The sequence below is a fragment of the Cytobacillus depressus genome (assembly GCF_008923245.1).
Taxonomy (GTDB): domain Bacteria; phylum Bacillota; class Bacilli; order Bacillales; family Cytobacillaceae; genus Cytobacillus; species Cytobacillus depressus.
On sequence record NZ_WBOS01000002.1, the window covers coordinates 205,296 to 229,830 of the forward strand.

Below are 24,535 nucleotides of genomic sequence, written 5' to 3' on the forward strand. Positions count from 1 at the left end.
TAGATGTCTTTATCTTATCCTTAATTTGAATAGTTAATAAAGAGATGTATGGGGTAAAGGTGGGTAAAATATAAATTTAGGAAAAAAGTTTAGAATCGCTAAAATGAAGCGACAAAAAAGTAAAGATTTGCTAGTATGAGGAAGTATTATATTTAAGAAGTTTTTGTTCCGGAGAGGAGGTAATGATAATGGAAGAGGCACTTAATGAAAAGGCTACGCATCACATGAATCAGGAATTGCTTATCCATTCTTTACAAAATGAAGATATCCAAATGTTTCGCGAAGAATTTTTAAAGCTGCATCCGTATGATCAAGCTTCATTTTTTAAAGAATTGGATGAGGAAACGCGGGAGAGGATTTACTATTATCTATCTCCTGAAGAAATGGCGACATTGTTTGAAAACCTAGAAATGGATGAAGGCTATCAAGATGTGCTTGCGGAAATGAATCCGAATTACGCAGCCGAAATGATTTCAAAAATGTATGTCGATGATGCCGTTGATGTCTTAAACGAGCTTGAAAAAGACCAGGTTGTCAGCTATTTGACGATTATGGATGAAGAAGCGGCTCAAGAAATTAAAGATCTTCTTCATTATGAAGAGTATACAGCCGGAAGTATTATGACGACGGATTTTGTTTCTATTTCTGCGAATCAAACGGTCAGGTCGGCGATGTATATATTAAAAAAAGAAGCGCCCAAGGCTGAAACGATTTATTATATTTACGTTTTAGACGATGATAAAAGATTAGCTGGTGTTATTTCGCTTAGAGATTTAATTGTTAATGATGATGATACGATGATCTCTGAAATTACAAATGACCGTATTGTGTCAGTATCTGTCGGGGATGATCAAGAAGAAGTCGCCCGCAAAATTAAAGATTATAATTTCCTTGCGCTTCCTGTCGTTGATTTTCAAAATCATCTTCTCGGGATTATTACTGTCGATGACGTGATGGATGTTATGGAAGAAGAGGCATCTGATGATTATTCAAAGCTTGCTGCGGTGTCCGATATGGATACGATTGACCGCAGTCCTTTATATGCGGCCAAAAAGCGGCTTCCTTGGCTGATTATTCTCCTATATCTCGGGATGGGAACTGCAAGCCTTGCTGCACGATTCGAAGAGACATTAGAAAAGGCTGCCATATTAGGAGCGTTTATTACACTCATCGCAGGTATGGCCGGGAATACGGGAACTCAAGCACTTGCTGTCGTTGTTCGCGGAATTGCGACGGGCGATTTAGAAAAAGAAAGTAAGCTCAAATTAATATTAAGAGAAGCGGGCACAGGGTTAATTACCGGTACGATCTGTGGAATCCTTGTCACGATAACCATTTTTATTTGGAAGGGCAATTTATTTTTAGGCATATTAGTCGGAATATCAATCTTCTGCACTTTAATTGTGGCAACGATCGCTGGAGCTTTCATTCCATTAGCAATGCACAAATTCAAAATTGACCCAGCAGTCGCTTCCGGTCCATTTATTACAACGATCAATGATATAATCAGTATCCTAATTTACTTCAGCATCGCCAACATGTTCCTCAGCTTCTTCTAGGGTGTCAGACACCCATCGTGGACAGTTAGGGTGGTTTATGTTTTTGGGGTGGACAATAATATAAGTGAAGGGGGAATTAGATGGAAGAACACGGCTTTTCGGTAACTTCTCTTGTCATTGTTATTATGATCGCCTTTTTAACGCCAATTTTATTGCATCGTTTAAAGCTAAACTTTATTCCAGTCGTTGTTGCCGAAATATTGATGGGGCTAATTATAGGAAAAAGTGGTTTTGATCTTGTGCATCCGGACATGTGGCTTGAGACGCTCTCCACTTTAGGCTTTATATTTCTCATGTTTCTTAGTGGACTGGAAATTGATTTTACAGCTTTCTCAGGTAAGAAAAAGCGAGAAAAGCTGCCGAGCGGGAAATTGGAGCCTAATTCCTTTGGCGTTTCGTCAGTCGTATTTGCTGGAATTTTCCTAGTTTCATTAGGACTTTCTTATTTATTTGTACTGGCGGGATTTATAGATAATGCGTTCTTAATGACATTAATCATTTCTACGATCTCTCTCGGCGTTGTTGTTCCGACATTAAAAGAAGCCCATTTAATGAAAACAACCATTGGGCAAATCATTTTGCTCATTGCTGTTATTGCTGATTTAGTTACCATGATATTATTAGCTGTCTTTGTTTCTTTATATGATGGCGGGGAAGGTAACTTATGGCTACTACTCATCCTTTTTGCGGCTGGAGTCATCTTATATTTCGTCGGCAGGAGATTCAAAAATCGTAAATTTGTTGAGGCGATGTCGACCGGCACCGTCCAAATAGGAACGAGAGCTGTCTTCACACTAATTATCGTTCTTGTAGCCGTATCTGAATCAGTGGGGGCAGAAAATATTTTAGGTGCGTTTCTAGCGGGTGTGCTCGTTTCATTGCTTGCACCGAATCAAGAAATGATTCATAAGCTAGATTCTTTTGGATATGGATTTTTAATTCCGATCTTTTTTGTCATGGTCGGTGTTGATTTAAATATATGGACGTTACTTAGCGACAAAAAAATGTTAATGTTAATCCCGTTATTGCTTATTGCTTTACTTATTTCCAAGCTGCTTCCTGTATACTTGTTAAAGCGATGGTACGATGTGAAAACAGTCTTTGCTTCGGGATTTTTATTAACATCGACCCTTTCTTTAGTTATTGCCTCCGCGACGATTGGAGAAAGAATTGGTGTCATTACTGCTGAAATGACCGGAACATTAATCCTTGTTGCTGTCATTACGAGTGTATTCACACCAGTTGTATTTAAAAAATTATTCCCAAGAGAAGCTGTTGCGGAAAGGTCAATTAATGTTGCATTTATCGGAGCTAATCAGCTAACCCTTCCAGTTTATCGTGAGCTAAATTCGCATCTATACAAGACGACTCTTTATCATAAAAAACAAGAAAAAGCAGATAAAAATATTGCAGACTCATTGTTTGATATAGTGGAGTTGGAACATTATTCGATTGAAACTTTGATAGATCAGAATATTCATAAAGCTGATATTGTCGTCATTTCCACAGGGGATGAAGAGCTGAATGCGACATTGGCAATTGCTGTTAAGGAGCAAGGAGCAGAACGCGTTATTTGCCGGCTTGAAAGCCCTGATTTACAGGAAAGTATTAAGGAACATAATATCGAAGTTTTCTCTCTGCTATTGTCGCAAAAGACATTGTTAAGAGCATTAATCGAGACCCCAAGTGTGATGAATATTTTGACAAATCAAGATAATGCTCTGTATGAAATTAAGCTCCTAAATGATCAATTCACTGGCATGACTTTGAGAAGGTTTCCTTTTACAGGGGATGTCATCTTTGTACGAATATTCAGGGGGCATGATTCTATTGTTCCCCACGGAGAAACCGAGCTGCAAAAGAATGATCGTCTCATTGTTACTGGAACGAAGGAATATGTCGATGAACTAAAGCGCGAATTAGAGTTTTGTGAATGGTGTTAAATTCATGTTGACTATCGTTAACTACAATTAATAAATTTATTCAATACCTGCTTCGCAATTAGAAGCAGGTATTTTTTGTGCACTTTGTTGATTGGAGCGGAATGCGAGTGCCTGTTACGGAATTCAAAAGTTATGCTTAATAAAGCTTTTTTAGTCATTTTGGGAAACGTATATACTTCCAATGCATACATATAAATTGAACCCTTATGTATTTGGAGGTATAGAACATGCAAAAAAAGAAACTAAAAGACCCTTTTTTTCATATTTCACAACCCAGTGGAAAAGTTCAGCAAGCTAATATGCAGGAGTTTTTCTCCACGAAAGTGGCAAAAAAGCAAAGCAAGGCCGAACCTGAAGCTCAAATGACGAAAGAAAAAGAAATAAAAAAAGAAACAAAAGAAGAAAAGCTGGAGGAAATAAAACTGAATGATATCCCAGAAAATCAAGTTATTGAAGAAATAATAGACAGCGATAAGGCGACAGAGATAATTGAAAATTACGAAGCTGAAAAAGTAGTGGAAGATGAATCTCCTTTTGTTTCACATTTTAAAAGAATGCCTAGCCCAAGCTTCAAACGTCTAAAGAGCTTTAAAGAAATGGATACGCTTGAAAAGCTAAATTATTTAGTTGAGTTTCCGAAGCAGCTTCCGCCAGTGCCATGTGTATTTGAAACAGAGGGAGGAGCCTTCAGAGGAATATTAGTTGAAAAAACGGAGGATGCGATTAAAATAAAGTCATTTGATGGAAAAACAAATACACTCAAAATACCATCAATCATAGAAGTAAGAATGATCGGGCTAAGAAAAAATAATTAAAAACTAAAATTTCCATAAAAATAGCCAGCCGATAAGAATGACTGGCTTTTTTTACATTTATTTTTATTCACAGACATCTAAATCTACGTCAGCGATACACTGTACAGCACAGAAGCATTTTAGGTCAACTGTAACGCAATCATTAGTTCTGCGGAAAAAGTCTACTTCGCAAACTGCTGATAAGTCCATGGTTCCATCTTTCACCATGTTTACTGTTTGAGCATTTTGCATCATTTGGTTCACTTGGTTCCCTTGCTGCCCTTTATTATCCCCACCTTTTATTTTTACCGGTTCTAGGACTCGAAGAACTGCGCAGCAGTTGTCAAAAACATCTTCAACACGGAAGAAGATTGATACGCAACCGTTGTTTTTTTTGTTGTCTCCTTGACCTTGACCTTGCATTTGCATAGTTCCTTTAAAAAATGCATGGAATGGCGTGCCGTCATCTGAGCTTAGAACGATTACGCGTGTATCCGGGCGGCTTTGTCTTCTGCTAGAAGGCGAGATGGCTCCAAGCGGCTCTAAAAAGCAGTTGGAAGGACATCCGCAATCCGGGTCGGATTGATGGTCTTGGATATCTTTTATCGCACGGACTACTTGGCATACACAGTTCATATGCCCTTTGAAGTCGTCATTTTTTCCACAACTCATGTTTAGTTTCCTCCTTAGTTTAATTCTTGTGATACTACACTAATAACATATTGCCGAAGTGCCCTATGGGTTACGGACAAACGCCTTGTTTTATTAAAAAATAGGCATTTTTTTTATGAAAGGTGATGCTTTTAATGGAAATAACATTAAGTGAGCTAATGATACTAGCCTTGGCAAGCTTTCGACTAACAAGGTTAGTGGTCTACGATAAAATTACGGAATTTTTGCGGAGTCCATTTTTTGATGAAATTGAAGAAAAAAATAATGACGGCGAAAGTGAAATTTATTTAATCCCCAAAAAAGGGGGCATTCGCGGATTTTTAGGAGATCTGCTTAGCTGTTATTGGTGTACAGGAATTTGGTCAACTTTATTTCTATATATTGTTTTTATTTACTTTCCCAAAGTAATTCCTATCATCGTGATTTTAGCCGTGGCTGGCATTGCAGCAATCATTGAAACGGTTGTACAGAAGTTTATAAACGAATAAACAATAATTTTTTTAGAATATCAAATTCTTCCTGTAGGCTTCTGATTACACAAGCTCAGCAATCCATCATACATTATATGAAGAGGTTTATTTTGAAGTTCTTTCTTTTGCATTAATGCAAGCTCTAGTGCGAAAGAACATATAATGAAAAAGGAGTGATTCCGATATGTACAAAAAATATTCATATCCTACAAAGGTTCAAACGACTCAAACTCCTAAGAAGAAAAAAGATTGTGGATGTGGAAATAAAACGAAGAAAACCAAGGAATAACAGTCGGGAGAACCGGCTGTTTTCTTTTGAAATCAGATTCCATAATTTGGCTAATTAAGTATTTTAACGTTCATTCATAATTTTACTTTTTTTCGAGGACAATATGAAAGACATGTATGGATGATAAAGCAAGTAAATTTGAAGATCGATTGAGGAAGGGAAGTTTATGAGGACAACACTTTTTATTTTAATGATCATCTTAGGAGCTGGACTGACCGGATGCGGAATGGGAAAGGACGGGCCAAAAGAGAGTGAGCTTGCTTTAATTCAAACAACCAATCCAAGTCCAGCGCTTTTAGAAAAAAATACAAGAGCGAATCTTGATTTAATGGAAAGAATTAAAAAAGATGTGACTGACATGAAAGAATTATATGATGTTGCAATTGTCAAAGGAAAGAAAGATATATTAGTGGCCTATAAAGTGAAACACCGATACCGATTTCAAATGAAAAAAATTGAAAAAAAATTAAATGACAAATTAGAAAAAAAATATCCTGATGAAAAATTTACAGTTTCAAGCGATTATAAAATTTTTCTTGAAGCAGTCAAGCTGAATGAAAAAATGAAAGACCCTGATTTTTCAAATGAAAAGGCCAATAAGGAATTGAAGGATATTATCAAGCTAAAACAAGAAATGACATAGAAAGGAGAAAATTATGGGGAAGAAACAACAAATGCAAAAACTCACACCAGAGCAAGTAAAATACCAAACCCTCCAGCAAAAGCATGAGCTAAAACGCCCCATTTTAATAAACTGCCTAAGAGCTTTTTGGGTAGGGGGGGTCATTTGTGCAATTGGCCAGGCAATTTCCTATTTCTACATATACTTTTTTAATTTTACTGAAAAAACAGCCGGGAATCCTACTGTTGCGACAATGGTGTTCTTGTCTATGCTTTTAACTGGTTTTGGAATTTATGATCATATCGCTCAATACGGCGGGGCGGGTACCGCAGTCCCTGTAACAGGATTCGGAAATGCCGTTATTTCTGCGGCGATTGAACATAAAACAGAAGGCTTTGTTCTCGGTGTAGGAGGAAATATGTTTAAGCTCGCAGGCTCAGTCATTTTATTCGGGGTATTTTCAGCATTCGTTGTTGCATTAATTAAAACGATATTAATTCAATGGGGTGTTTTGTGATGCTGAAAGGAAAGCAATCTTGGGTATTTCAGAATCGCCCTATTATAGCAGCAACTGGCGTTTCTGGTGGACCGTTTGAAGCCAATGGGAAGCTCGCCAATGATTTTGATATTCTTCATGATGATTTATGGATGGGGCAGGATTCATACGAAAAGGCCCATCGAGTATTAATTGAGGAGGCTTGTGAATTTGCTTTAAAAAAAATCAATCTTCAAGAGTCTGATGTTCATTTCTATATTGCAGGTGACTTAATTAATCAAATAACTCCGACAAGCTTTAGTGCAAGAACAAATCAGATTCCTTACTTTGGAATTTTTGGAGCTTGCTCCACTTCGATGGAAGGACTGGCCCTTGCCTCATTCATTATTAATAACCATGGAGCTAAATATATTTTGACAGGGGCAGCGAGCCATAATGCTGCTGCGGAACGGCAGTTTAGATATCCGACTGAATATGGTGGGCAAAAGCCGCCAACAGCTCAATGGACAATTACAGGAGCGGGAATGGCTCTAGTCAAAGTAAATGAAGGGACCCACGAAAATCTTCCATATACGACTTCGGCGACAATCGGAAAAGTTGTTGATATGGGAATCACAGATCCATTTAATATGGGAGGTGCGATGGCTCCTGCTGCAGCAGAAACGATAAAAGCCCATTTTAAAGATTTACAATTAGATCCATCCTACTATGACTTAATTGTAACAGGAGATTTGGGGCAGATTGGACAAAGTACAACTTATGAGCTTTTGACAAACGCGGGTTTAAAGATTGAGAAGGATAAATTTCAAGATTGCGGACTGATGATTTATAAAGAGGATCAGCCAGTAAGATCTGGTGGAAGCGGAGCAGGGTGTTCAGCGACAGTCTTGTACGGGCATTTGCTTAATCAAATGAAACTAGGTGTTTATAGACGAATTCTTGTTGTTGCAACGGGTGCACTTTTATCTCCATTGACCTTCCAGCAAAATGAAAGCATTCCATGTATTGCTCATGCTGTTTCAATTGAGATGAATGACTAATGAGGGGAGGAATAGGTAAATGCTGCCAATGTTTTTTTGGGCATTTGTCGTAGGGGGATTTATTTGTGTCATTGGCCAATTGTTATTTGATGTTGCTAAATTAACACCCGGACATACGTTAAGCCTCCTTGTTGTAGTGGGTTCTGTTTTAGATGGATTTGGTCTTTATGAACCGTTAATTGATTTTGCTGGAGCAGGTGTAACTATACCAATTACAAGCTTTGGAAACTCCCTTGTTCATGGAGCATTAAATGAAGCGGAAAAGCATGGTATTATTGGAGTTTTGACCGGTATGTTTGAAGTAACAAGTTCAGGTATTTCCGCTGCTATCATATTCGGATTTATCGGTGCACTAATCTTTAGACCTAAAGGCTAATAACAAAAAAATATAAAAATGGGACGAAGCTAGGGGCTTGCCTACACATCATGTTATTTTCTTACATATTGTATAAAAGAATAAACAAAGTGAGGTGAGTAGGTATGTGCTTTGGTTTCGGTGGCTGTGGATTCGGCGGAGGATTCGGTGGAGGATTCGGATCGCCTTTCGTTTTAATCGTTGTATTGTTTATCTTATTAATCATTGTTGGAATGAGTTGTATTAGTTGCTAATTATCTGAAATAACAGGTGAATGTTATGGAGTAATATTTGCCTGTTTTTTCTTTCACATTTTATGCCCACTCTCATACTATATACAGTAGCTTATGAAGGGGCGTGATCTTTAAATGGATAATAATTTCTTTAAAAATATTGAACAGAAAACAGGCGTGAATATGAAAGATGTGTTTGATTTAGCCAATTCATTGCAAAATGCAAACTTCAAAGATGAAAAAACTGTAAGAGGCGTTATTAGAAGAGTTTCACAAATAGCTAATAGACCAGTGCCAAAAGAAATGGAAGACCAAATTGTAAAATCAATCATTAATGACGGGAAACAACTTGATTTCAGCACCATTTCAGAAATGATCAATAATAAGAAATAAAAAGGAATAAGGGGGACCCGGTATATAACCAGGTCCTTCATTCGTTATTCAAAATGTTTGTTTAGCAATAGAAGAGAGGAATCTTGAAGGATAGGCTTGTCTTCCACGCCTATTCCCAGGAACAGAGATGTATAAAAAATCCATCGATCTTGTAATCGCTACATACAAAAGCCTTCGTTCTTCTTCTAATGATGAAAAATCACCATTACGATACGCATCTAATGCATAATCGTGAGGCAAACTGCCATCAACGGCGCCGATAATATAAACTACTTTATATTCTAGCCCTTTCGCACGGTGTATCGTACTTAATGTAATTGCATTCGAATTATTTTTACTCCATTCCTTCATTTCCTTATTCATTGCCCTCATATGGTCGGCATGGTTTAAAAGCTCCTCAATAGTTGCAAAGTTTTTAGCGGCAACCTTTAAGTCTTTCAGGTCATCGGAACCTTTCTCCATTTTATTGCCATCGCCGCCGCGCTTTTTGATAAAGTCTTGAAAACCAAGTTCCTTTTCAATCATTTCAATCGCAAAGACAGGGGACTTTCCAGCTAATGAACGGGTAACCGATATAACTTTTTTTAATTTGCTTTCTTGAAAGGCAAATCCTGTTTTTATATATTTTAAACATTCAAGTAATGAGCAGTCCTTTAAAATGCTTTCTGCCTTCAAATCTTGTATAACCGTTTGCTTGACGAACAGTGCAGGAAGGATATTTTTAATGGCATTTTGATCATCTTCATTTAGTGATAATTGTAAAAACGAAAGCATGCTCTTAATAATAAAGCGATCATAAAAGGATTCGGCATCCTGTTCGATTCGGAAAGGGAGGCTAGAATTAGCTAAACGTTCGAAAACAGCACGACTTCCTGTATTCGTTCTGAATAAAATGGCGAAATCCATCGGTTCGAAGCCTGTTGTAATTTTCTCATGAATATCAGTAACAATGGCTGTTGCTTCCTCTTCTTCATCATATGGATAAAAAAGCACGGGAGGCTTCTCTCCGGTAAACTGTGCCTCCATTTTTTTAAGATGACGCTTTTTATTTTGAGAAATGACTGTATTGGCAGTCGATACAATTTCATGAGATGATCGATAGTTATTGCTTAATGTCACGATGTCTCCTTGCGGAAAATCAATTTTGAAATCAAGAAGGTATTGTGGGTTGCTCCCTCGAAATGCATATATAGACTGATCATCATCCCCGACTGCACATACATTCTCTGTCTGCGCAGACATCATCTTAATTAATTCATACTGAACTTTATTAATATCTTGAAACTCATCAATTAAAAAATATTGAAAGCGATTTTGATACCTGGAAAGAATGGCAGGCTCATTTTTAAATAACTCATAGCAGCCTAGAAGCATATCATCAAAATCAAATAATTCATCTTTTTCCTTTGCTTGTTCATAATGATTGTATAAAAGAGCCACTTGCTCCTCCCAAGCAGATTCCGGCCTTACCATTTCCGGAGATAACATCGAATTTTTCCAAAATCCAATTTGCTGGAGGGCAAGGTCATAGGCAAATTCCTTTTCATCTAAGTTCAACTCTCGTCCAGCCTGTTTGATGAGCTGATCCCGCTGCCAGCTTTTGCTCAATAGTTTATTTGCCGCCCATTTCTCAGGTGAATGGAAGACGAGTATACGATAAAACAGACTATGGAAAGTGCCCGAAACTATTTGCTGGATTTTCCTTTGTTCCATTTTTGGATAAGCAGACAATCGCTTTTTCATTTCCGCTGCAGCCTTTGCTGTAAAAGTTACGAGCATAATCGATTTAGGGTCAATTCCGTGCTCACAAATCATATAGGCGGTTCTTGCTGTTAAAACTCGAGTTTTTCCGCTGCCTGCTCCCGCAAGAACTAAAAGTGAGCCTTCCACATGTGTAACAGTTTGAGTCTGATAACTATCGAGCAAGATCCCAGCTTGTGCTAAATCATGTAAGTAGTTTGCTTGGGCGTTCGTTTGAATATGAATAGGTGGGGTAAATGGATTGGTAACCTTTACAGCTTGGGCCTTTTTAAAAGGCGCTTCGGGTTCTTTAAGGGCAGTTATCGTTCGGGAAACTGGAATTCGAAAACCATTTTGTTCCTTGTAAAGTGTTACATCTTCAGATTTTTCACCTTTGATATCAATAGGATCCAGACAAGTTTTATTTTGCATATTTATATGATAGAAATGTGGTTCCTTTTCAATGCCAATGTAGAAACGGACTTTTTCGCCGCAATCAGAACAATATAAAATTCCCTTTTTGCCATTTTCGTAAAGGGATTGATAGGTTTCTCTATTTATTTTTTCAATGTTAATGATTTGATTATTTAACTTCGCTGTTTTCATCTTTGTAATCCTCAACTTTGCCTTTAATTAGAGCAAATTCTATCATATCAAAAATAAAAACCTTACGTAACATATTTCTAAAAATGGGTCATAAACGGCAACATGTTCACGTAATTCTATTAGTGAAACTTCATTCAGTGGAAGTCTTACAGCCCGTTAATCTGCGATAAAAACAGAAAAAGGAGGATTTATGTGGGATATATTGCACCGGTTAACCAATATCAATATCGCCATTATGCAGAAAGGGAAAGGCTTAATAAATATGATCCCTATCGATTTGTACCAATAAAACGAATTAATTCAACTATTAATCCTCCCGAGAATGAGCACATTTTGCAGACAATTCCTCCTCACTCCAACAAAAAGTCAGCCCCAAAAGTTCAGCTAATGCCAATGAGTCATATAGACAGAGTATACGGAGAGATCACAGGTATTGGTCAGAATTACAGCAGCTATGCATAGACTTTGGTCAAAATAAAAAAACTTCTGTCAAAGAGACAGAAGTTTTTTACATTAGTTTTTGCATTGTGCGATGAGGGATACCTGCATCTAAAAATTCTTCGGAAATAATTTCATAGCCTAATCCGCTATAGAATGGGATGGCATGTGTTTGGGCATTGAGCTTTAATACAGGAATTTCATGTTTTTTAGCATATTCTTCAATTTTTTGCATGATGGCTTTCCCGGCGCCTGTTTTGCGCTTTTCCTTTATTACGCAAATTCTCTCAACTTTTCCAACACGATCAATCGTGCGGAATCTGCCGGCACCAATTGGTTGATTTCCGTCATATTGAACGAAATGAACAGCTGTATCATCGAATTGATCCATTTCTTCTTCTTCTGAAACCTTCTGTTCTTCGATAAATACTGTTTTTCGAACGGAAAATGCGTCTTGTAATTCTTGTTCGTTTTTTACTACTTTAACTTCCATAATTGATCTCTATTCCCTTCCGAGGCGAAATGTTTCATACACAGTCCATGATCCATTTTCCAGCTGATATAATAGATGGAAACGATCAACTGTGTCTTCAAGATTAAACTGGTTCATTCTTAATGTTCCGTATACATCTGAGTGCTCATCGTCGGAAAGCTTTTGTCCAACGGAAATATGAGGAACGAATGCATATTCAGGGTTATCAATATCAATTGTCTCATTTAATTTTTTTTGCAGCTCACTTAGTTCATCGCAGGAATCAATCTTTAAATAAATTACATTGTTAACAGGCTTGAATGAACTGAATTTAGTTGATTGAATTTGAAATGGTTTGTTACTATTTGAAATCTCATTTAATTTTATCGTCAGCTGTTCCATGCCTTCATCTGGTACAGTGAATGCAGGCTTTAATGTAATATGTGGAGGAATTAAGGAATAATTTGGGTCATACCGTTTTCGGTAAGAGTTAGCAAAATCCTGGACTTTTTTGGACGGAAAAATAACAATACCTAATTTCATCATATTACCCCCATAATCAAAATTATAATGTTGACCATTAAATAAAAAAAAATGGTAAAAACAAAATATTTATATGATTATAACAAATTTTCTAACGATAAAGTATATAAGAAATGAAATTACGGAAAAAGTCACATTTCTTTAACAATCAATTTACGAAAACATCATTTTCAGTGCACGTTTAACATCCGGCTGCCAGTATTTCCACGTATGATTTCCTTCAAATTCATCATAAAAATAAGGGAATTTATTATCTGAAAATAACTTTGATAATTTTCTATTTGGTGTTAAGAAATCCATTTCCTCTTTTGTAGTCGTTTCAACGACAGTCTCTTCTTTGCCGATTACATGATAAATTTCAAGAAGATGGGGACCAGTTGCATTCTCAACAGTCTTAAGAACCTCTTCATTCACCATAGGAGATTGAAGAATAACTTTGCCAAATGTATGAGGGTACTTCATCGCTGCCATTAAAGAAACTGTTGCTCCAAGGGAATCGCCAATTAAAGCCCGTCCCATCCCCATTTGGTAAGTTGGGAATTCAGCATCTAAAAAAGGCACAAGCTCATGAGCAAGAAAACGGATATACGCCTGATACTGATCTCCATTTGGATAATATTTCTTTCTGCGATCTTCAACATTTTTATATGGAATTCCTACAATAATGATATTTTCGATTTCTTGCTTTTCTAATAACTCATCTGCCGAACGTCCGATGCGGCCCAGCTGAAAATAATCCCGGCCATCCTGTGCAATAAGCAGTGAATACTTATAAAGTGGAGAAAAAGATGGTGGTAAATATATTAAAAGCTGCATGTCTTCGCCTAGCTCTTTACTAGAAAATGTAATATCTTTGATTGTTCCTCTAGGTCTTTCCACTGGTGAACCCTCCATTTAATCATTGATAGGCTTATCAAAATATAATACCACATATAGTTAAAAACCAAAAAAAATAAGAAAGTAGTATTAGCTAATAATTCGACAAAAATTTTGATAATTTACTAGAAATTGTTTACTAATCATCTGAATATATGTAATATAGTCTTATATTTAGAATTGGATGTCTTTTCAACGAATGGGGAATTGTGTGAATTTTAATAACTTGCTAATATGTTACATACATATTACAAAGGTCATAACGGAGGAATGGTATGATACGGTTTGATTCTGTAGACAAATATTACGGAGACTTTCATGTACTTAAAAATATTAATCTAGAAATTAATAAAGGGGAAGTGGTCGTTGTTATCGGCCCCTCCGGTTCAGGGAAAAGTACGATGCTTCGCTGTATAAACCGTCTGGAAACAATCAGCAAAGGAGAATTACATGTTAATGGCGTGAAGGTCAATGATAAGAAGACGAATTTGAATGAACTAAGGCGGAATATCGGAATGGTCTTCCAACACTTCCATTTATATCCGCATAAAACAGTTCTTCAGAACATTACGACCGCTCCAACCATGGTATTAAAACAATCCAAAGAGGAAGCGGAGAATATTGCAAAGTATTACCTTGAGAAAGTAGGAATACCTGACAAGGCAAATTCCTATCCATCCCAATTATCGGGAGGGCAGCAACAAAGGGTTGCCATTGCAAGGGGACTCGCTATGAAACCAGAAATCATGCTTTTTGACGAGCCTACATCTGCACTAGACCCCGAAATGGTTGGCGAAGTGCTCGATGTTATGAAAACGCTAGCAAAAGAAGGGATGACCATGGTTGTCGTTACTCATGAAATGGGCTTTGCGAAAGAAGTAGCGGACCGAATTATCTTCATGGATCAAGGACAAATTGTTGAGCAGGGAGTACCGGCTGAGTTTTATGCGAATCCAAAGGAAGAAAGAGCTCGTGTTTTCCTTAGCCGTATATTAAATCATTAAAAAATAAAGGGGGATTTTTATGTTTAAAGGTAAAAAAAGAAAGTTTGCAAGTATTCTTCTAGCTACATCGATGCTTCTTGCCGCATGCGGAAGCAAGGACAATGAAACAGGAAAAGAAACGACTGGTTCAGGGGCTAAAAATGCTCTTGAGCAAATTAAAGAAAATGATAAAATTGTTTTCGGAGTTAAACATGATACGAGATTGTTTGGACTTAAGAACCCAAGTACTGGGGAAGTAGAAGGCTTTGATATTGATATTTCGAAAGAATTGGCGAAAGAAATTCTTGGCGACGAGAATAAGGCTGAATTTAAAGAGGTTACTTCCAAAACCCGTATCCAAATGTTAAACAATGGCGAAATTGATGCGATTGTTGCAACAATGACAATTACAGAAGACCGTAAAAAAGAAGTAGATTTTACAGACGTCTACTTTGATGCCGGACAATCATTGTTAGTTAAAAAGGGAAGCGCTATCAAAGGAATTGAAGACTTAGGTAAAGGCACGAAGGTTCTTGCAGTTAAAGGATCAACTTCATCGAACAATATTCGCGAAGCAGCTCCAGATACAACCGTTTTAGAATATGAAAATTACGCTGAAGCATTTACTGCATTGAAAGCCGGGCAGGGAGATGCTCTAACAACGGATGACTCTATTCTTTATGGAATGGCTGACCAAGATTCAAACTTTGAATTAGTTGGCGGAACATTTACAGAGGAGCCATACGGAATTGCTGTTAAAAAAGGTAGTTCAGAATTAGTTGATGCTCTTAATGAAGCTTTAAAGAAGATGAAAGAAAACGGAAAATATGAAGAAATTCATAACAAATGGATCAAAAAGCATTAATAAGAAATGATGTCAGGATGGGCATATACTGCTCATCCTGACTACCTTTTAACAAAGGAGGGGAGATCAACTTGATTGATTTTTCTATACTTATAAACAACTTTGATCAGTATTTAGAAGGTTTCAAGAATACAATATTCGCAAGTATTTATGGGCTTATTGGAAGCTTTATTCTAGGGGTTATTGTAGCAGTGATGAGAATTGCGCCAATTAAACCACTCAATTGGATTGGGACTGCGTTCGTTGAATTTATAAGAAATATTCCACTGCTTATTATCGCATTCTTCTTCTATGTCGGTCTTCCAGCAGTTGGTCTAACTCTAACTGGATTTGTTGCAGGAACAATTGCTCTTTCCATATATACGGCCGCTTTTATTGCAGAGGCGGTTCGAGCGGGAATACAGTCTGTACCAAAAGGACAGATGGAGGCAGCAAGGTCATCTGGTCTTACTTATATACAAGCAATGACCACGATTATTTTGCCCCAAGCAATAAAAATTGTTATACCTCCGATTGGAAACCAGTTTATTAATCTAGTGAAAAACTCTTCGATTTTGGGAATGATCGCTGGTTTAGATTTAATGTACTTCGGTGATCTTGTTTCAGCCCGCACATTCATTGTATTTGATGTGTATATTTTTGTAGCCATTTTTTATCTCATTTTAACCATCCCATTAAGTCTTGGCGTTGGTTATCTTGAAAAACGTTTGGCTAGAAGTCGTTAAGGAGGGAAACCATGGATTTTGCAGGAGCTCTCAAAGTCGATCATTTAAAATTCCTCGCAGATGGCTTTATGATGACACTGTATATTGCATTTATATCTATTGTATTAAGCTTTATCATTGGAATCATATTAGGAACATTAAGGTATGCGAAAATCCCGGTCATTTCTAAGATCGTGGCAGTCATTGTAGAAGCCACTAGGAATACGCCACTTTTATTAATCATTTTCTTTACCTATTTCGCTCTTCCGGAAGTAGGGATTAAGCTAGATAAACCAGTAGCAGCCATAACGGCATTGACGATTTTCACATCAGCGATGCTATCTGAAATTGTTAGAGGTGGCTTGAATTCAATTGATAAGGGACAAATGGAAGCGGCGAGGTCGTCGGGGTTAACTTATACACAAGCATTAACAAGGATCATTATGCCGCAAGCTCTACGTAGAATGGTGCCTCCGATCGTTAGTCAGTTTATTTCATTATTGAAAGACACCTCATTATGTGTCGTTATAGCCTTGCCAGATTTAATGCGTAATGCGCAGATCATATACGCTCAAAATGTTAACTATATTATTCCGATCTTTATTATGGTAGCATGTATGTATTTTATTGTTAACTATGGTCTGTCTTTAATTGCTCGCAGACTTGAAAGTAGGCAAGTATGACATCTTTGAATTATCTCCGTACCGATTTTCTTATTAAATAAGAGAATCGGTTTTCTATTTGTCTATAAATAAAGCTTAATAAGAAGTCGATTATATTAGTTGTTTTCTTGCAAAATGGCTGTATAAGAAAAAAAGAATCAAAAAATGATTGACATTTCGTCCAAGATTAATATAATAAGATATATACTTCAATATTCGATCTGATAGTTCAGCGGGAGAACACTACCTTGACAGGGTAGGGGTCGGGGGTTCAAATCCCTCTCAGATCATTGGGTGCCAAACCCGTAGAAACCCTTCGGAACAAAGGGTTTCCGTATAAAAGACCACTTCTTCGGAAGTGGTCTTTTTCATCGCAAATAAAGTAACTCTGTTAAGTTGTTTTTGAAAAGTTTGTTGCTTTATTAGTTAATTTAACTACTGAGTTGATTGGAGCGGAGGGCACTTGACTCCTCCAAAATGCATACGCATTTTGTCGTGCGGTGTCCATTCAAGGATGTTAATTCAATGTCCTGCGGGAATAGAGGGAAGCGGGAGACCCCACAGGCGGTAACGCCGAGGAGGCTCCCGTCCCTCCCTGCGGAAAGCAAGTGCCCGCAGCGGAAATCAACGGGCGAATTTCGAAGCCTTAATACAACAATAAATAATTGCAAAATGAGCCATATTATCAAATTGAATAAAGAATACATGCACGACTCTAAATGTATATTCCTTGAAGTAAATTGGTCGGTTTAGTAATATTGGATATTAATAATAGAAGTAAAGGAGAATCATCATGACAAGAAAAGCTTACGAGGCAAAGAGTGCAACGGCATCAGGCCCATATTCACATGCAATTGATGCGGGAGAATTTATTTATTTTTCAGGACAAACAGCAATGAACTCCGTTTCAGCGCAAGATTTGACTGGTGATATTGCCGAACAAACAAAGCAATGCTTCAAAAACTTATATGAAGTATTAGAGGCATCTGGCCTCACTTCTGATGATGTTGTGAAAGTAAATGTGTATCTAACAAATATGAATAATTTTGCAGCTATGAACGAAGTATACGCGACACAGTTCTCTAGCCCATTTCCTGCTCGGACTTGTATAGCTGTTTTAGCTCTTCCGCTTGGCGCTGAAGTAGAAATTGAAATGATTGCCAAAAGACCATAATAAATAAAAAGGAGTGTTCCATCGGGGCGCTCCTTTTTATTTTCCTCTGTTTTCCACCTTGTTTATTAGCCTAATAGCACAAAATGAGTATATTAATTGTGTTATTCGCATAAACCAATCAATATAAACAAAACCGTCAATCCTTCTCCTTATTGGATTTTGATTAGTAAATAACATGCTATTTAATTCAATTTGTTTAAAGTGTATAAAAGATTGTTCAAAAGGAATGTTATTTTACAATTGTTTATGCATCGTATATAGCTTGTACTCGTTTTTTTTGTTTAATAGATATAAAGACCTTGTTTAAAAAGCTTTGTATAATAAAAGCATATTAACGCCGAAAACGTTTTCGATTAGGGGATGAGAAAACGATACCAGTAAGGTACACTTCGGGTTAATGGACTTGTTAATAATCTTAGTAAAAACGGCATACGAAAGGGGTATGATTATGTCTGCAAATATAGAAACACTTGATGCAACTGCGACACAAATCCAAGAGACAACAGGGATCGATGAATCATTAATGCCGACTACCGCCAAGGGGAGAACGGTAAGAGCGAAAGATTACATTTTTATGTGGATTGGGGACGGCGTCAATCTAGGTAATATGACGCTTGGGGCTAGTGTAATTGTAGCAGGAGTGGCAACGTTAAATATCTTTCAGACAATTTTAGCAGCTATTATTGCGATTGGTATTATTTCAACTGTTTTTGCACTAAATGATCGTCTTGGCTACAAAGAAGGAATTCCATATGTTGTACAGCTTAGAATGTCCTTTGGGATAAAAGGTACAATTATATCATCGCTATTAAGGGGGATTCCAGCAATTGTTTGGTACGGGATTCAAAGCTGGATCGGTGGAACTGCCTTAAATGAAATTGCGAAGATTGTTACAGGTGGAACCTTTGATAATGTTGTAGTTTGTTTTGTAGTGCTTCAATTAGTTCAAATTGTACTATCGCTATTTGGCTTCCATGCTATTAAATGGGTAGAAACAGTAGCATCTATTATTTTCATGCTAGCACTTATTTATGTATTTGGGATTCTACTATCATCCCATAGCGCGGAAATTGCACAAAACTGGGTACAGTCAAAAGGTTCATGGGGTCTACCGTTCTTTGGACTTATCATGGTATTCCTTGGTAATTATGCAGGTATCTTTGTAAGTGCGGCAGACTATTCTAGAGAGCTTAAAACAGGTATGAGTAATGCGAAACGGGGATCATTATACTTTATTCCAATAACTTTGGCTTATGGATTTGTCATTGTAATTGGAGCAATGCTTGCGTCTGTAACTGGTGTTACGAATCCTGCAAAAGCATTGCCGATGATTATCGATAATCCGTATATCTCATTAGGTGTATCTGCATTTATTGTAGTTGGTGTTATTGCAACAAATATGGTTGCTAATATTATTCCGCCAGCATATGTCATTACATTACTAACGAAATTAAAGTATAAAGCTTCTGTAACTATTACAGGATTGCTTGCACTAGGTGCGTTTCCGTGGGTGCTTATTCAAGAGTCATCTGCTAAAGGTCTTAACATGTTTATTCTTATCTATTCCGCATTCTTAGGACCGGTAATTGCGATTCTTTTAGTCGAATACTATATATTAAGGAAGCAAAAGGTAGATGTTGCGGACTTATATGATGAGAATGGATCATTTGCAGGCTTTAATCCAGCGGGATTAATCGCAATGTTTATCGGAGCAGGTGCTGCATTCCTATTAGTAGATCTTGCATGGATCATTGGTGTAGTAGTGGCTGGTATCTCTTACTATCTGCTCTCGAAATATGCATTTAAAGATTCAAGCTTCAAAAAAGGAACTATTTTCGAAAAGTAATTATCTTCTCAAACGAGAGAAAAAGATTGTATTACAGGATGTTTCCTGTAGTACAATCTTTTTTAATATTCATTATATTTCGTCGCAACAGCTTTACAAACCTGTTTTGCGTTTGGTCAAAGTGCATAAATGGTTGTTCAAAATTAATATAAATTTATATATGTTTATGCATGATTTATGAAAAGTGATAGTTATTTTGTTTAATGAACATAAGGACCTTCTATTAGTTAAAATGTATAATAATCATGGCAGATCAGATATCGCTATAAAGAATAATCGGGGATTATAAATATTGTTTTAAAACATTGGACCAAAGATCCTCATTACAATTTTTTTATAGGGAACAATAAAGTAAAAATTAAGTTCAATTGGCGTTTGAACTTAAACAAAAAGGTCTCAATGGTTATTTTTTAATTATAGAAGGGGGAAATCCTTTTGGGTCAATTTAATAGAGATCAGCATAAAGCTGCTGGTTATAGTGAAGACGTGTTGCCAACAAAAGAACAGGAAAGAAAATGGGGCATCGGGAACTTTTTTACTGTTTGGATGGGATCCGTTCATAACATTCCAAACTATATTGCGATCGGCGGTCTATTTGCTTTAGGATTGTCTGTTGGTCAAGTTTTTGCTGCCATTATAGTTGCTTCCGTGATTATTGCTGCAATGCTCGTTCTTAACGGTCATGCGGGATCAAAATATGGTTTGCCATTTGCGATGCTTCTTCGCCTATCCTTTGGAACAAAAGGGGCAATGATTCCAGGAGTATTAAGGGGAGTTATTGCGGCCATTATGTGGTTCGGTTTTCAGACTTACGCAGGTAGCCAAGCGTTATCAATCTTAATTGGCAAGCTTTGGCCAGCGTATTTAACTTTAGGCGGAGACTGGAACTTCCTTGGATTATCACTATCCGCTTTAATTTCATTTTTACTGTTTTGGTTATTTAATGTTGCATTAATTTTTGGAGGAATGGGCTTTTTAGGGAAATTCTCAAATATTCTCTCACCGCTTGTATACATCGTTTTTGGCGGTATGGCCATTTGGGCTATTAACTTAGCAGGCGGAATCGGGCCAATTTTAGCTCATACCGGCCATGGAGTTGCAGGTAATAAAATCTTATTGTTCTTTGCTGCTGTAACAGCTGTAGTTGCTGCTTGGGCGGCTCCAATTGTAAACGTTTCAGATTTCACAAGAATGGCAAAGTCTACAAAGGCCCAAGCTATAGGACAAACAATTGGGCTCGTTATAGCGTATTTATTATTTGCAGTAGCGAGTATTGCGATTATTGTAGGATCTGAAATCGCATTTGGAACGCCAATTTGGAACGTACTAGATGTTGTAGCTCGCTTTAATGGAACATTTGCTGTTGCTATTTCCGTCCTTACATTATCTTTAACGACTTTATCAGTAAACGTAACAGGAAATATTGTTCCTGCTGGCTATCAATTAGCATCATTGTTTCCAAAGAAAGTTACCTTCAGATTAGGTGCTATCATTGCGGCAATCATTGGAATTCTCGTTATGCCGTGGAAGTTGATGGAAAATGCAACAAGTATTTTCACTTTCTTAAATATTGTTGGCGGAATATTAGCTCCGGTAACAGGCATCATGTTAGCTCAGTATTTTGTTGTAACAAAAACAGAATTCGATTTAAACGAGTTATACGAGAAAAAGGGAAAATACAATTATAGAAATGGTTTTAATTTAAATGCCATAATCACAACGATTGTTGCAGGTGTTCTTTGTCTGATTGGTAATTTTGTTCCATTCTTCAAACCGCTTTATGATATTTCTTGGTTTGTTGGTATCATTACGGCATTTATTCTTTACACATTGCTTGAATGGCCGCATTTAAAAGGATCTTTGTTTGAAAAGACACCAAAACTAAATGAAGAAAATAGTTAATTAAAAAAGAAGACATCTCTCGTTAACTGAAAGGGGATTTTCGTATGACATTTGATTTAGTAATTAAAAACGGTAATGTTGTTTTACGTGATGGGGTTTACAAAGTTGATATTGGCATAAAAGATGAAAAGATTTCTTGCATTGCTGAGCAAATAACAGGTGATGCAAAGGAAGTAATTGATGCAACTGGTCAATATGTTATGCCGGGGATGATTGATACACATGTTCATATAAGTGAACCTGGTCGTACAGAATGGGAAGGCTTTGAAACAGGCTCTAAATCATTAGCGGCTGGAGGTACAACAAGTTATGTTGAAATGCCGCTTAATGCTCTTCCGGCAACAATTAATAAAGAAGCTTTAGATCTTAAATTGGAAGCAGCTATTCATCAAAACTATGTTGACTATGCTTTTTACGGTGGTCTTGTACCAGAAAATCTAGACAAGCTAAAAGAATTATCAGATGCGGGTGTCCTAGCATTTAAATGTTTCTTATCTGATATCACTAGCGATGTGCCAGGGGATTTCACAAACGTGGATGATTACACATTATATAAAGGCATGCAAAAATTAGCTGAATTAGATCAGCTGCTATGCATTCATGCGGAAAATCCATCGGTTACATCTGGACTGTCTAAAGAATTTGCGAGAGAAGGCAAAAACTCAGGAGTGGAATATGCTGAATCACGCCCTGTTTTTACAGAAGTAGAAGCTGTTCAACGTGCGATTCTGTTTGCTAAAGAGACTGGTTGTAAATTGCATCTTGTTCATATTAGTACTTCAGAGGCAATACAGACGATCTTGAAAGCACGTGCAGAAGGTGTAGATGTAACGGTTGAATCATGCCCTCACTATTTTGCCTTTACTGCCGAACAAGTTGATGAAATTGGTCCTAGAGCAAAATGTCAGCCTCCAATTAGAAAAGCTGAAGATCAAGCAAAATTATGGGACGAGCTGCTTAACGGTAATATCGACTGGCTAACATCTGACCATTCGCCTTGTACTGAGGACTTAAAGCAAGGAAATCTTTGGGAAGCATGGGGCGGAATTAGCGGCGCGCAGAATAATGTCGATTTAATGTTTGATTTAGCAGTAAAACAGCGTGGTTTACCAGTTCATAAGTTTGTTGATTTAATTGCAACAAACCCTGCGGAACGTTTTAATATTACCTATAAAGGTGAAATTGCCGTTTCAAAAGATGCTGACATTATTTTAGTGGATCCTAACCAATCATATGTTGTGAAGAGAGAAGATCTTTACTACAAAAACAAACATAGTGCATATGAAGGTAGAAAAATCGATTGCCGTGTAACAAAAACAATTGTTCGCGGAAATGTTGTTTTCGATTTAGAAAAAGGAATTGTTGGAAGCCCTATCGGAAAGCTGATTTCAGCTAAATAATTTCTAATAAGTTCCTTGAATAAAAACCCTTTGCTGTTGTCGGCGATCGACAATGGCAAAGGGTTTAAAAAATTATCTGGGGGAGAGAAATATGGCAAATTACGATGTAATTATTAAAAACGGAACTATTGTAACAGCCGATTCAATCGTGCAAGGTGATATTGCAATCAAGGATGGCAAAATTCAAGAAGTATCTGTTGGTAAATCAATTGATGTAGCTGCAGAGAAAGAAATCAATGCAGAAGGACTACATATTCTGCCTGGATTAATTGATACACATGTTCATTTTAATGAGCCTGGAAGAACAGAATGGGAAGGTCTTGAAACGGGAAGCAGAGGTCTAGCTGCTGGTGGCGCAACATCTTTCTTCGATATGCCATTAAACAGCACGCCTCCAACGATTAATAAAGCAAATTTAGATTTAAAAAAGGCTTGTGCTGAAGAAAAATCAATCGTTAATCCTTATTTCTGGGGCGGTCTCGTACCTGAAAATATTGCTGACCTTAAAGAGCTTCACGAAAACGGCGTTATTGGCTTTAAGGCATTTATGTCTCCAAGTGGAATTGCAGATTTCAATCATGTTGACGATGAAACGATTTTTAAAGGCATGAAAGAGATTGCTTCTTTCGGATCTTTACTTGCTGTTCATGCTGAAAGCACAGTAATTTGTGATCAGCTTGCAAAAGAAAAGCAAAGTCAAGGCAAAACTTCTGCGAGAGACTTTGTAGAATCAAGACCGATTATTTCTGAAATTGAAGCAGTTAGAAGAATTATCTCTTATGCTGAAGCGACTGGCTGTAAGCTTCATGTTGTTCATGCGAGCAGCAGAAAAGTAGTAGAAGTTATTACAGAAGCAAAACAAAGAGGCGTCGATATTACAGTCGAAACTTGCCCACACTATCTTGCATTAACTGTTAAAGATTTAGAAGAAAAAGGCGGATTGGCTAAATGCTGCCCTCCATTAAGAGACGAAGATGAGGTAGAAGATCTATGGGCGGCTGTTGCGAACGGTGAAATTAATGTCATCGCATCTGACCACTCGCCAGCACCAGCATCTATGAAAACAATTACAGATAACTATTTCGAAGGCTGGGGCGGTATCTCTGGTGCGCAATCAACATTAAATATTATGTTGACTGAAGGACATTTCAAACGTAATCTTCCTTTAGAGAAAATTGTTGAATTAACAGCGACTAACCCTGCTAAATTATTCGGTCTTACAAATAAGGGAATGATTGCAGCAGGCTATGATGCGGATTTAGCTATAGTTAATTTGAATGAAAGCTTTGAACTAAAGAATGAAGATCTATTCTATCGTCATCAACATTCACCATATGTTGGTATGACTTTCGAAGGAAAAGTTACAACTACTATTGTTAATGGTGAAATTGTATTTGAAAATGGGAAGATTATTGCAGAAGGAAAAGTGAATGCGTAAGTAAATAAAAAACCAAAACC

General features: G+C 37.1%; 25 protein-coding genes and 1 tRNA gene. 21 read left to right on the forward strand and 5 right to left on the reverse strand.

The window, feature by feature from the left end; translation table 11 throughout:
• Positions 1-188 precede the first annotated feature (188 nt).
• The 3 genes from mgtE to F7731_RS06325 all read left to right on the forward strand — a co-directional run bounded on the left by mgtE (position 189) and on the right by F7731_RS06325 (position 4,317).
• The gene (gene mgtE, locus F7731_RS06315; protein WP_151533921.1) at positions 189-1,559 is read left to right on the forward strand and encodes a magnesium transporter; all 1,371 of its coding nucleotides are present in this window, start codon (positions 189-191) and stop codon (positions 1,557-1,559) included.
• Between the two features lie 80 nt (positions 1,560-1,639).
• Positions 1,640-3,502, forward strand: a complete 1,863-nt coding sequence (locus tag F7731_RS06320; protein ID WP_151533922.1) for a monovalent cation:proton antiporter family protein — start codon at positions 1,640-1,642, stop codon at positions 3,500-3,502.
• A gap of 227 nt (positions 3,503-3,729) precedes the next feature.
• On the forward strand, positions 3,730-4,317 hold the full coding sequence (locus tag F7731_RS06325; protein ID WP_151533923.1) for a CotO family spore coat protein: 588 nt from the start codon (positions 3,730-3,732) through the stop codon (positions 4,315-4,317).
• A 63-nt stretch (positions 4,318-4,380) separates the two neighbouring features.
• On the opposite strand, the gene F7731_RS06330 is transcribed toward F7731_RS06325, so the two are convergent.
• Positions 4,381-4,968, reverse strand: a complete 588-nt coding sequence (locus F7731_RS06330) for a CotY/CotZ family spore coat protein (RefSeq protein WP_151533924.1) — start codon at positions 4,966-4,968, stop codon at positions 4,381-4,383.
• A 134-nt stretch (positions 4,969-5,102) separates the two neighbouring features.
• Between F7731_RS06330 and F7731_RS06335 the strand changes: the two genes are divergently transcribed.
• From F7731_RS06335 to spoVIF, 7 genes are all read left to right on the forward strand, one after another.
• Positions 5,103-5,456, forward strand: coding sequence for a DUF1360 domain-containing protein (locus F7731_RS06335; RefSeq protein WP_151533925.1), 354 nt, complete (start codon positions 5,103-5,105; stop codon positions 5,454-5,456).
• Between the two features lie 437 nt (positions 5,457-5,893).
• Positions 5,894-6,370 carry a sporulation protein gene (locus F7731_RS06340; protein ID WP_151533926.1) on the forward strand — a complete coding sequence of 159 codons (477 nt, stop codon included), beginning with the start codon at positions 5,894-5,896 and terminating at the stop codon, positions 6,368-6,370.
• A 13-nt stretch (positions 6,371-6,383) separates the two neighbouring features.
• The gene (gene spoVAC, locus F7731_RS06345) at positions 6,384-6,866 is read left to right on the forward strand and encodes a stage V sporulation protein AC (protein WP_151533927.1); all 483 of its coding nucleotides are present in this window, start codon (positions 6,384-6,386) and stop codon (positions 6,864-6,866) included.
• Entirely contained in the window at positions 6,866-7,885 is a 1,020-nt protein-coding gene (gene spoVAD, locus F7731_RS06350) for a stage V sporulation protein AD (RefSeq protein WP_151533928.1), read from the forward strand. Before spoVAC ends, spoVAD begins: the two co-directional genes overlap by 1 nt.
• Positions 7,886-7,904: 19 nt before the next feature.
• Entirely contained in the window at positions 7,905-8,261 is a 357-nt protein-coding gene (gene spoVAE, locus F7731_RS06355) for a stage V sporulation protein AE (RefSeq protein ID WP_151533929.1), read from the forward strand.
• Positions 8,262-8,365: 104 nt separating this feature from the next.
• Positions 8,366-8,494 carry a YjcZ family sporulation protein gene (locus tag F7731_RS06360; protein ID WP_151533930.1) on the forward strand — a complete coding sequence of 43 codons (129 nt, stop codon included), beginning with the start codon at positions 8,366-8,368 and terminating at the stop codon, positions 8,492-8,494.
• A gap of 114 nt (positions 8,495-8,608) precedes the next feature.
• Positions 8,609-8,866 carry a sporulation-specific transcription regulator SpoVIF gene (gene spoVIF, locus F7731_RS06365; RefSeq protein ID WP_151533931.1) on the forward strand — a complete coding sequence of 86 codons (258 nt, stop codon included), beginning with the start codon at positions 8,609-8,611 and terminating at the stop codon, positions 8,864-8,866.
• Between the two features lie 48 nt (positions 8,867-8,914).
• On the opposite strand, the gene F7731_RS06370 is transcribed toward spoVIF, so the two are convergent.
• A complete protein-coding gene (locus tag F7731_RS06370; RefSeq protein ID WP_151533932.1) occupies positions 8,915-11,212 on the reverse strand; it encodes a UvrD-helicase domain-containing protein in 2,298 nt (765 codons plus the stop codon).
• Between the two features lie 192 nt (positions 11,213-11,404).
• Here F7731_RS06370 and F7731_RS06375 point away from each other — a divergent pair, with 192 nt between their 5' ends.
• The gene (locus tag F7731_RS06375; protein ID WP_151533933.1) at positions 11,405-11,674 is read left to right on the forward strand and encodes a hypothetical protein; all 270 of its coding nucleotides are present in this window, start codon (positions 11,405-11,407) and stop codon (positions 11,672-11,674) included.
• Between the two features lie 46 nt (positions 11,675-11,720).
• On the opposite strand, the gene F7731_RS06380 is transcribed toward F7731_RS06375, so the two are convergent.
• From F7731_RS06380 to F7731_RS06390, 3 genes are all read right to left on the reverse strand, one after another.
• Positions 11,721-12,143, reverse strand: coding sequence for a GNAT family N-acetyltransferase (locus F7731_RS06380; protein ID WP_151533934.1), 423 nt, complete (start codon positions 12,141-12,143; stop codon positions 11,721-11,723).
• 9 nt (positions 12,144-12,152) lie between these two features.
• The gene (locus F7731_RS06385; protein ID WP_151533935.1) at positions 12,153-12,665 is read right to left on the reverse strand and encodes a YjcG family protein; all 513 of its coding nucleotides are present in this window, start codon (positions 12,663-12,665) and stop codon (positions 12,153-12,155) included.
• 153 nt (positions 12,666-12,818) lie between these two features.
• On the reverse strand, positions 12,819-13,544 hold the full coding sequence (locus F7731_RS06390; protein WP_246197145.1) for an alpha/beta hydrolase: 726 nt from the start codon (positions 13,542-13,544) through the stop codon (positions 12,819-12,821).
• A 272-nt stretch (positions 13,545-13,816) separates the two neighbouring features.
• Between F7731_RS06390 and F7731_RS06395 the strand changes: the two genes are divergently transcribed.
• The 10 genes from F7731_RS06395 (at position 13,817) to F7731_RS06440 (ending at position 24,515) form a co-directional block, all read left to right on the forward strand.
• Positions 13,817-14,545 (forward strand): amino acid ABC transporter ATP-binding protein, encoded by a 729-nt coding sequence (locus F7731_RS06395; protein ID WP_151533937.1) that lies wholly within the window; start codon positions 13,817-13,819, stop codon positions 14,543-14,545.
• Between the two features lie 19 nt (positions 14,546-14,564).
• The gene (locus tag F7731_RS06400) at positions 14,565-15,389 is read left to right on the forward strand and encodes a transporter substrate-binding domain-containing protein (RefSeq protein WP_151533938.1); all 825 of its coding nucleotides are present in this window, start codon (positions 14,565-14,567) and stop codon (positions 15,387-15,389) included.
• 71 nt (positions 15,390-15,460) lie between these two features.
• Complete coding sequence (locus tag F7731_RS06405; RefSeq protein WP_151533939.1) at positions 15,461-16,114, forward strand: amino acid ABC transporter permease; 654 nt, start codon at positions 15,461-15,463, stop codon at positions 16,112-16,114.
• Positions 16,115-16,125: 11 nt separating this feature from the next.
• Complete coding sequence (locus F7731_RS06410; protein ID WP_151533940.1) at positions 16,126-16,776, forward strand: amino acid ABC transporter permease; 651 nt, start codon at positions 16,126-16,128, stop codon at positions 16,774-16,776.
• Between the two features lie 197 nt (positions 16,777-16,973).
• Positions 16,974-17,045 (forward strand) — tRNA-Val (locus F7731_RS06415).
• 503 nt (positions 17,046-17,548) lie between these two features.
• Entirely contained in the window at positions 17,549-17,929 is a 381-nt protein-coding gene (locus F7731_RS06420) for a RidA family protein (RefSeq protein WP_151533941.1), read from the forward strand.
• Positions 17,930-18,377: 448 nt separating this feature from the next.
• The gene (locus F7731_RS06425; protein WP_151533942.1) at positions 18,378-19,775 is read left to right on the forward strand and encodes an NCS1 family transporter; all 1,398 of its coding nucleotides are present in this window, start codon (positions 18,378-18,380) and stop codon (positions 19,773-19,775) included.
• 435 nt (positions 19,776-20,210) lie between these two features.
• Positions 20,211-21,677: an allantoin permease gene (allW, locus tag F7731_RS06430; RefSeq protein WP_151533943.1), complete on the forward strand. Its 1,467-nt coding sequence runs from the start codon at positions 20,211-20,213 to the stop codon at positions 21,675-21,677.
• A 44-nt stretch (positions 21,678-21,721) separates the two neighbouring features.
• Entirely contained in the window at positions 21,722-23,077 is a 1,356-nt protein-coding gene (gene allB / locus F7731_RS06435; protein ID WP_151533944.1) for an allantoinase AllB, read from the forward strand.
• 91 nt (positions 23,078-23,168) lie between these two features.
• Positions 23,169-24,515: an allantoinase gene (locus F7731_RS06440; RefSeq protein ID WP_151533945.1), complete on the forward strand. Its 1,347-nt coding sequence runs from the start codon at positions 23,169-23,171 to the stop codon at positions 24,513-24,515.
• Positions 24,516-24,535 lie beyond the last annotated feature (20 nt).

Excerpts from the sequence above, each read along its gene's own strand:
- mgtE (WP_151533921.1), top strand. The coding sequence starts at position 189 with ATGGAAGAGGCACTTAATGAAAAGGCTACGCATCACATGAATCAGGAA.
- F7731_RS06440 (WP_151533945.1), top strand. The coding sequence starts at position 23,169 with ATGGCAAATTACGATGTAATTATTAAAAACGGAACTATTGTAACAGCC.
- F7731_RS06385 (WP_151533935.1), bottom strand. The coding sequence starts at position 12,665 with ATGAAATTAGGTATTGTTATTTTTCCGTCCAAAAAAGTCCAGGATTTT.
- F7731_RS06380 (WP_151533934.1), bottom strand. The coding sequence starts at position 12,143 with ATGGAAGTTAAAGTAGTAAAAAACGAACAAGAATTACAAGACGCATTT.
- F7731_RS06410 (WP_151533940.1), top strand. The coding sequence starts at position 16,126 with ATGGATTTTGCAGGAGCTCTCAAAGTCGATCATTTAAAATTCCTCGCA.
- F7731_RS06395 (WP_151533937.1), top strand. The coding sequence starts at position 13,817 with ATGATACGGTTTGATTCTGTAGACAAATATTACGGAGACTTTCATGTA.
- allB (WP_151533944.1), top strand. The coding sequence starts at position 21,722 with ATGACATTTGATTTAGTAATTAAAAACGGTAATGTTGTTTTACGTGAT.
- F7731_RS06330 (WP_151533924.1), bottom strand. The coding sequence starts at position 4,968 with ATGAGTTGTGGAAAAAATGACGACTTCAAAGGGCATATGAACTGTGTA.
- F7731_RS06425 (WP_151533942.1), top strand. The coding sequence starts at position 18,378 with ATGTCTGCAAATATAGAAACACTTGATGCAACTGCGACACAAATCCAA.
- F7731_RS06325 (WP_151533923.1), top strand. The coding sequence starts at position 3,730 with ATGCAAAAAAAGAAACTAAAAGACCCTTTTTTTCATATTTCACAACCC.
- F7731_RS06340 (WP_151533926.1), top strand. The coding sequence starts at position 5,894 with ATGAGGACAACACTTTTTATTTTAATGATCATCTTAGGAGCTGGACTG.
- F7731_RS06400 (WP_151533938.1), top strand. The coding sequence starts at position 14,565 with ATGTTTAAAGGTAAAAAAAGAAAGTTTGCAAGTATTCTTCTAGCTACA.
- spoVAD (WP_151533928.1), top strand. The coding sequence starts at position 6,866 with ATGCTGAAAGGAAAGCAATCTTGGGTATTTCAGAATCGCCCTATTATA.
- F7731_RS06335 (WP_151533925.1), top strand. The coding sequence starts at position 5,103 with ATGGAAATAACATTAAGTGAGCTAATGATACTAGCCTTGGCAAGCTTT.
- spoVIF (WP_151533931.1), top strand. The coding sequence starts at position 8,609 with ATGGATAATAATTTCTTTAAAAATATTGAACAGAAAACAGGCGTGAAT.
- spoVAE (WP_151533929.1), top strand. The coding sequence starts at position 7,905 with ATGCTGCCAATGTTTTTTTGGGCATTTGTCGTAGGGGGATTTATTTGT.
- F7731_RS06420 (WP_151533941.1), top strand. The coding sequence starts at position 17,549 with ATGACAAGAAAAGCTTACGAGGCAAAGAGTGCAACGGCATCAGGCCCA.
- F7731_RS06360 (WP_151533930.1), top strand. The coding sequence starts at position 8,366 with ATGTGCTTTGGTTTCGGTGGCTGTGGATTCGGCGGAGGATTCGGTGGA.
- spoVAC (WP_151533927.1), top strand. The coding sequence starts at position 6,384 with ATGGGGAAGAAACAACAAATGCAAAAACTCACACCAGAGCAAGTAAAA.
- F7731_RS06320 (WP_151533922.1), top strand. The coding sequence starts at position 1,640 with ATGGAAGAACACGGCTTTTCGGTAACTTCTCTTGTCATTGTTATTATG.
- F7731_RS06370 (WP_151533932.1), bottom strand. The coding sequence starts at position 11,212 with ATGAAAACAGCGAAGTTAAATAATCAAATCATTAACATTGAAAAAATA.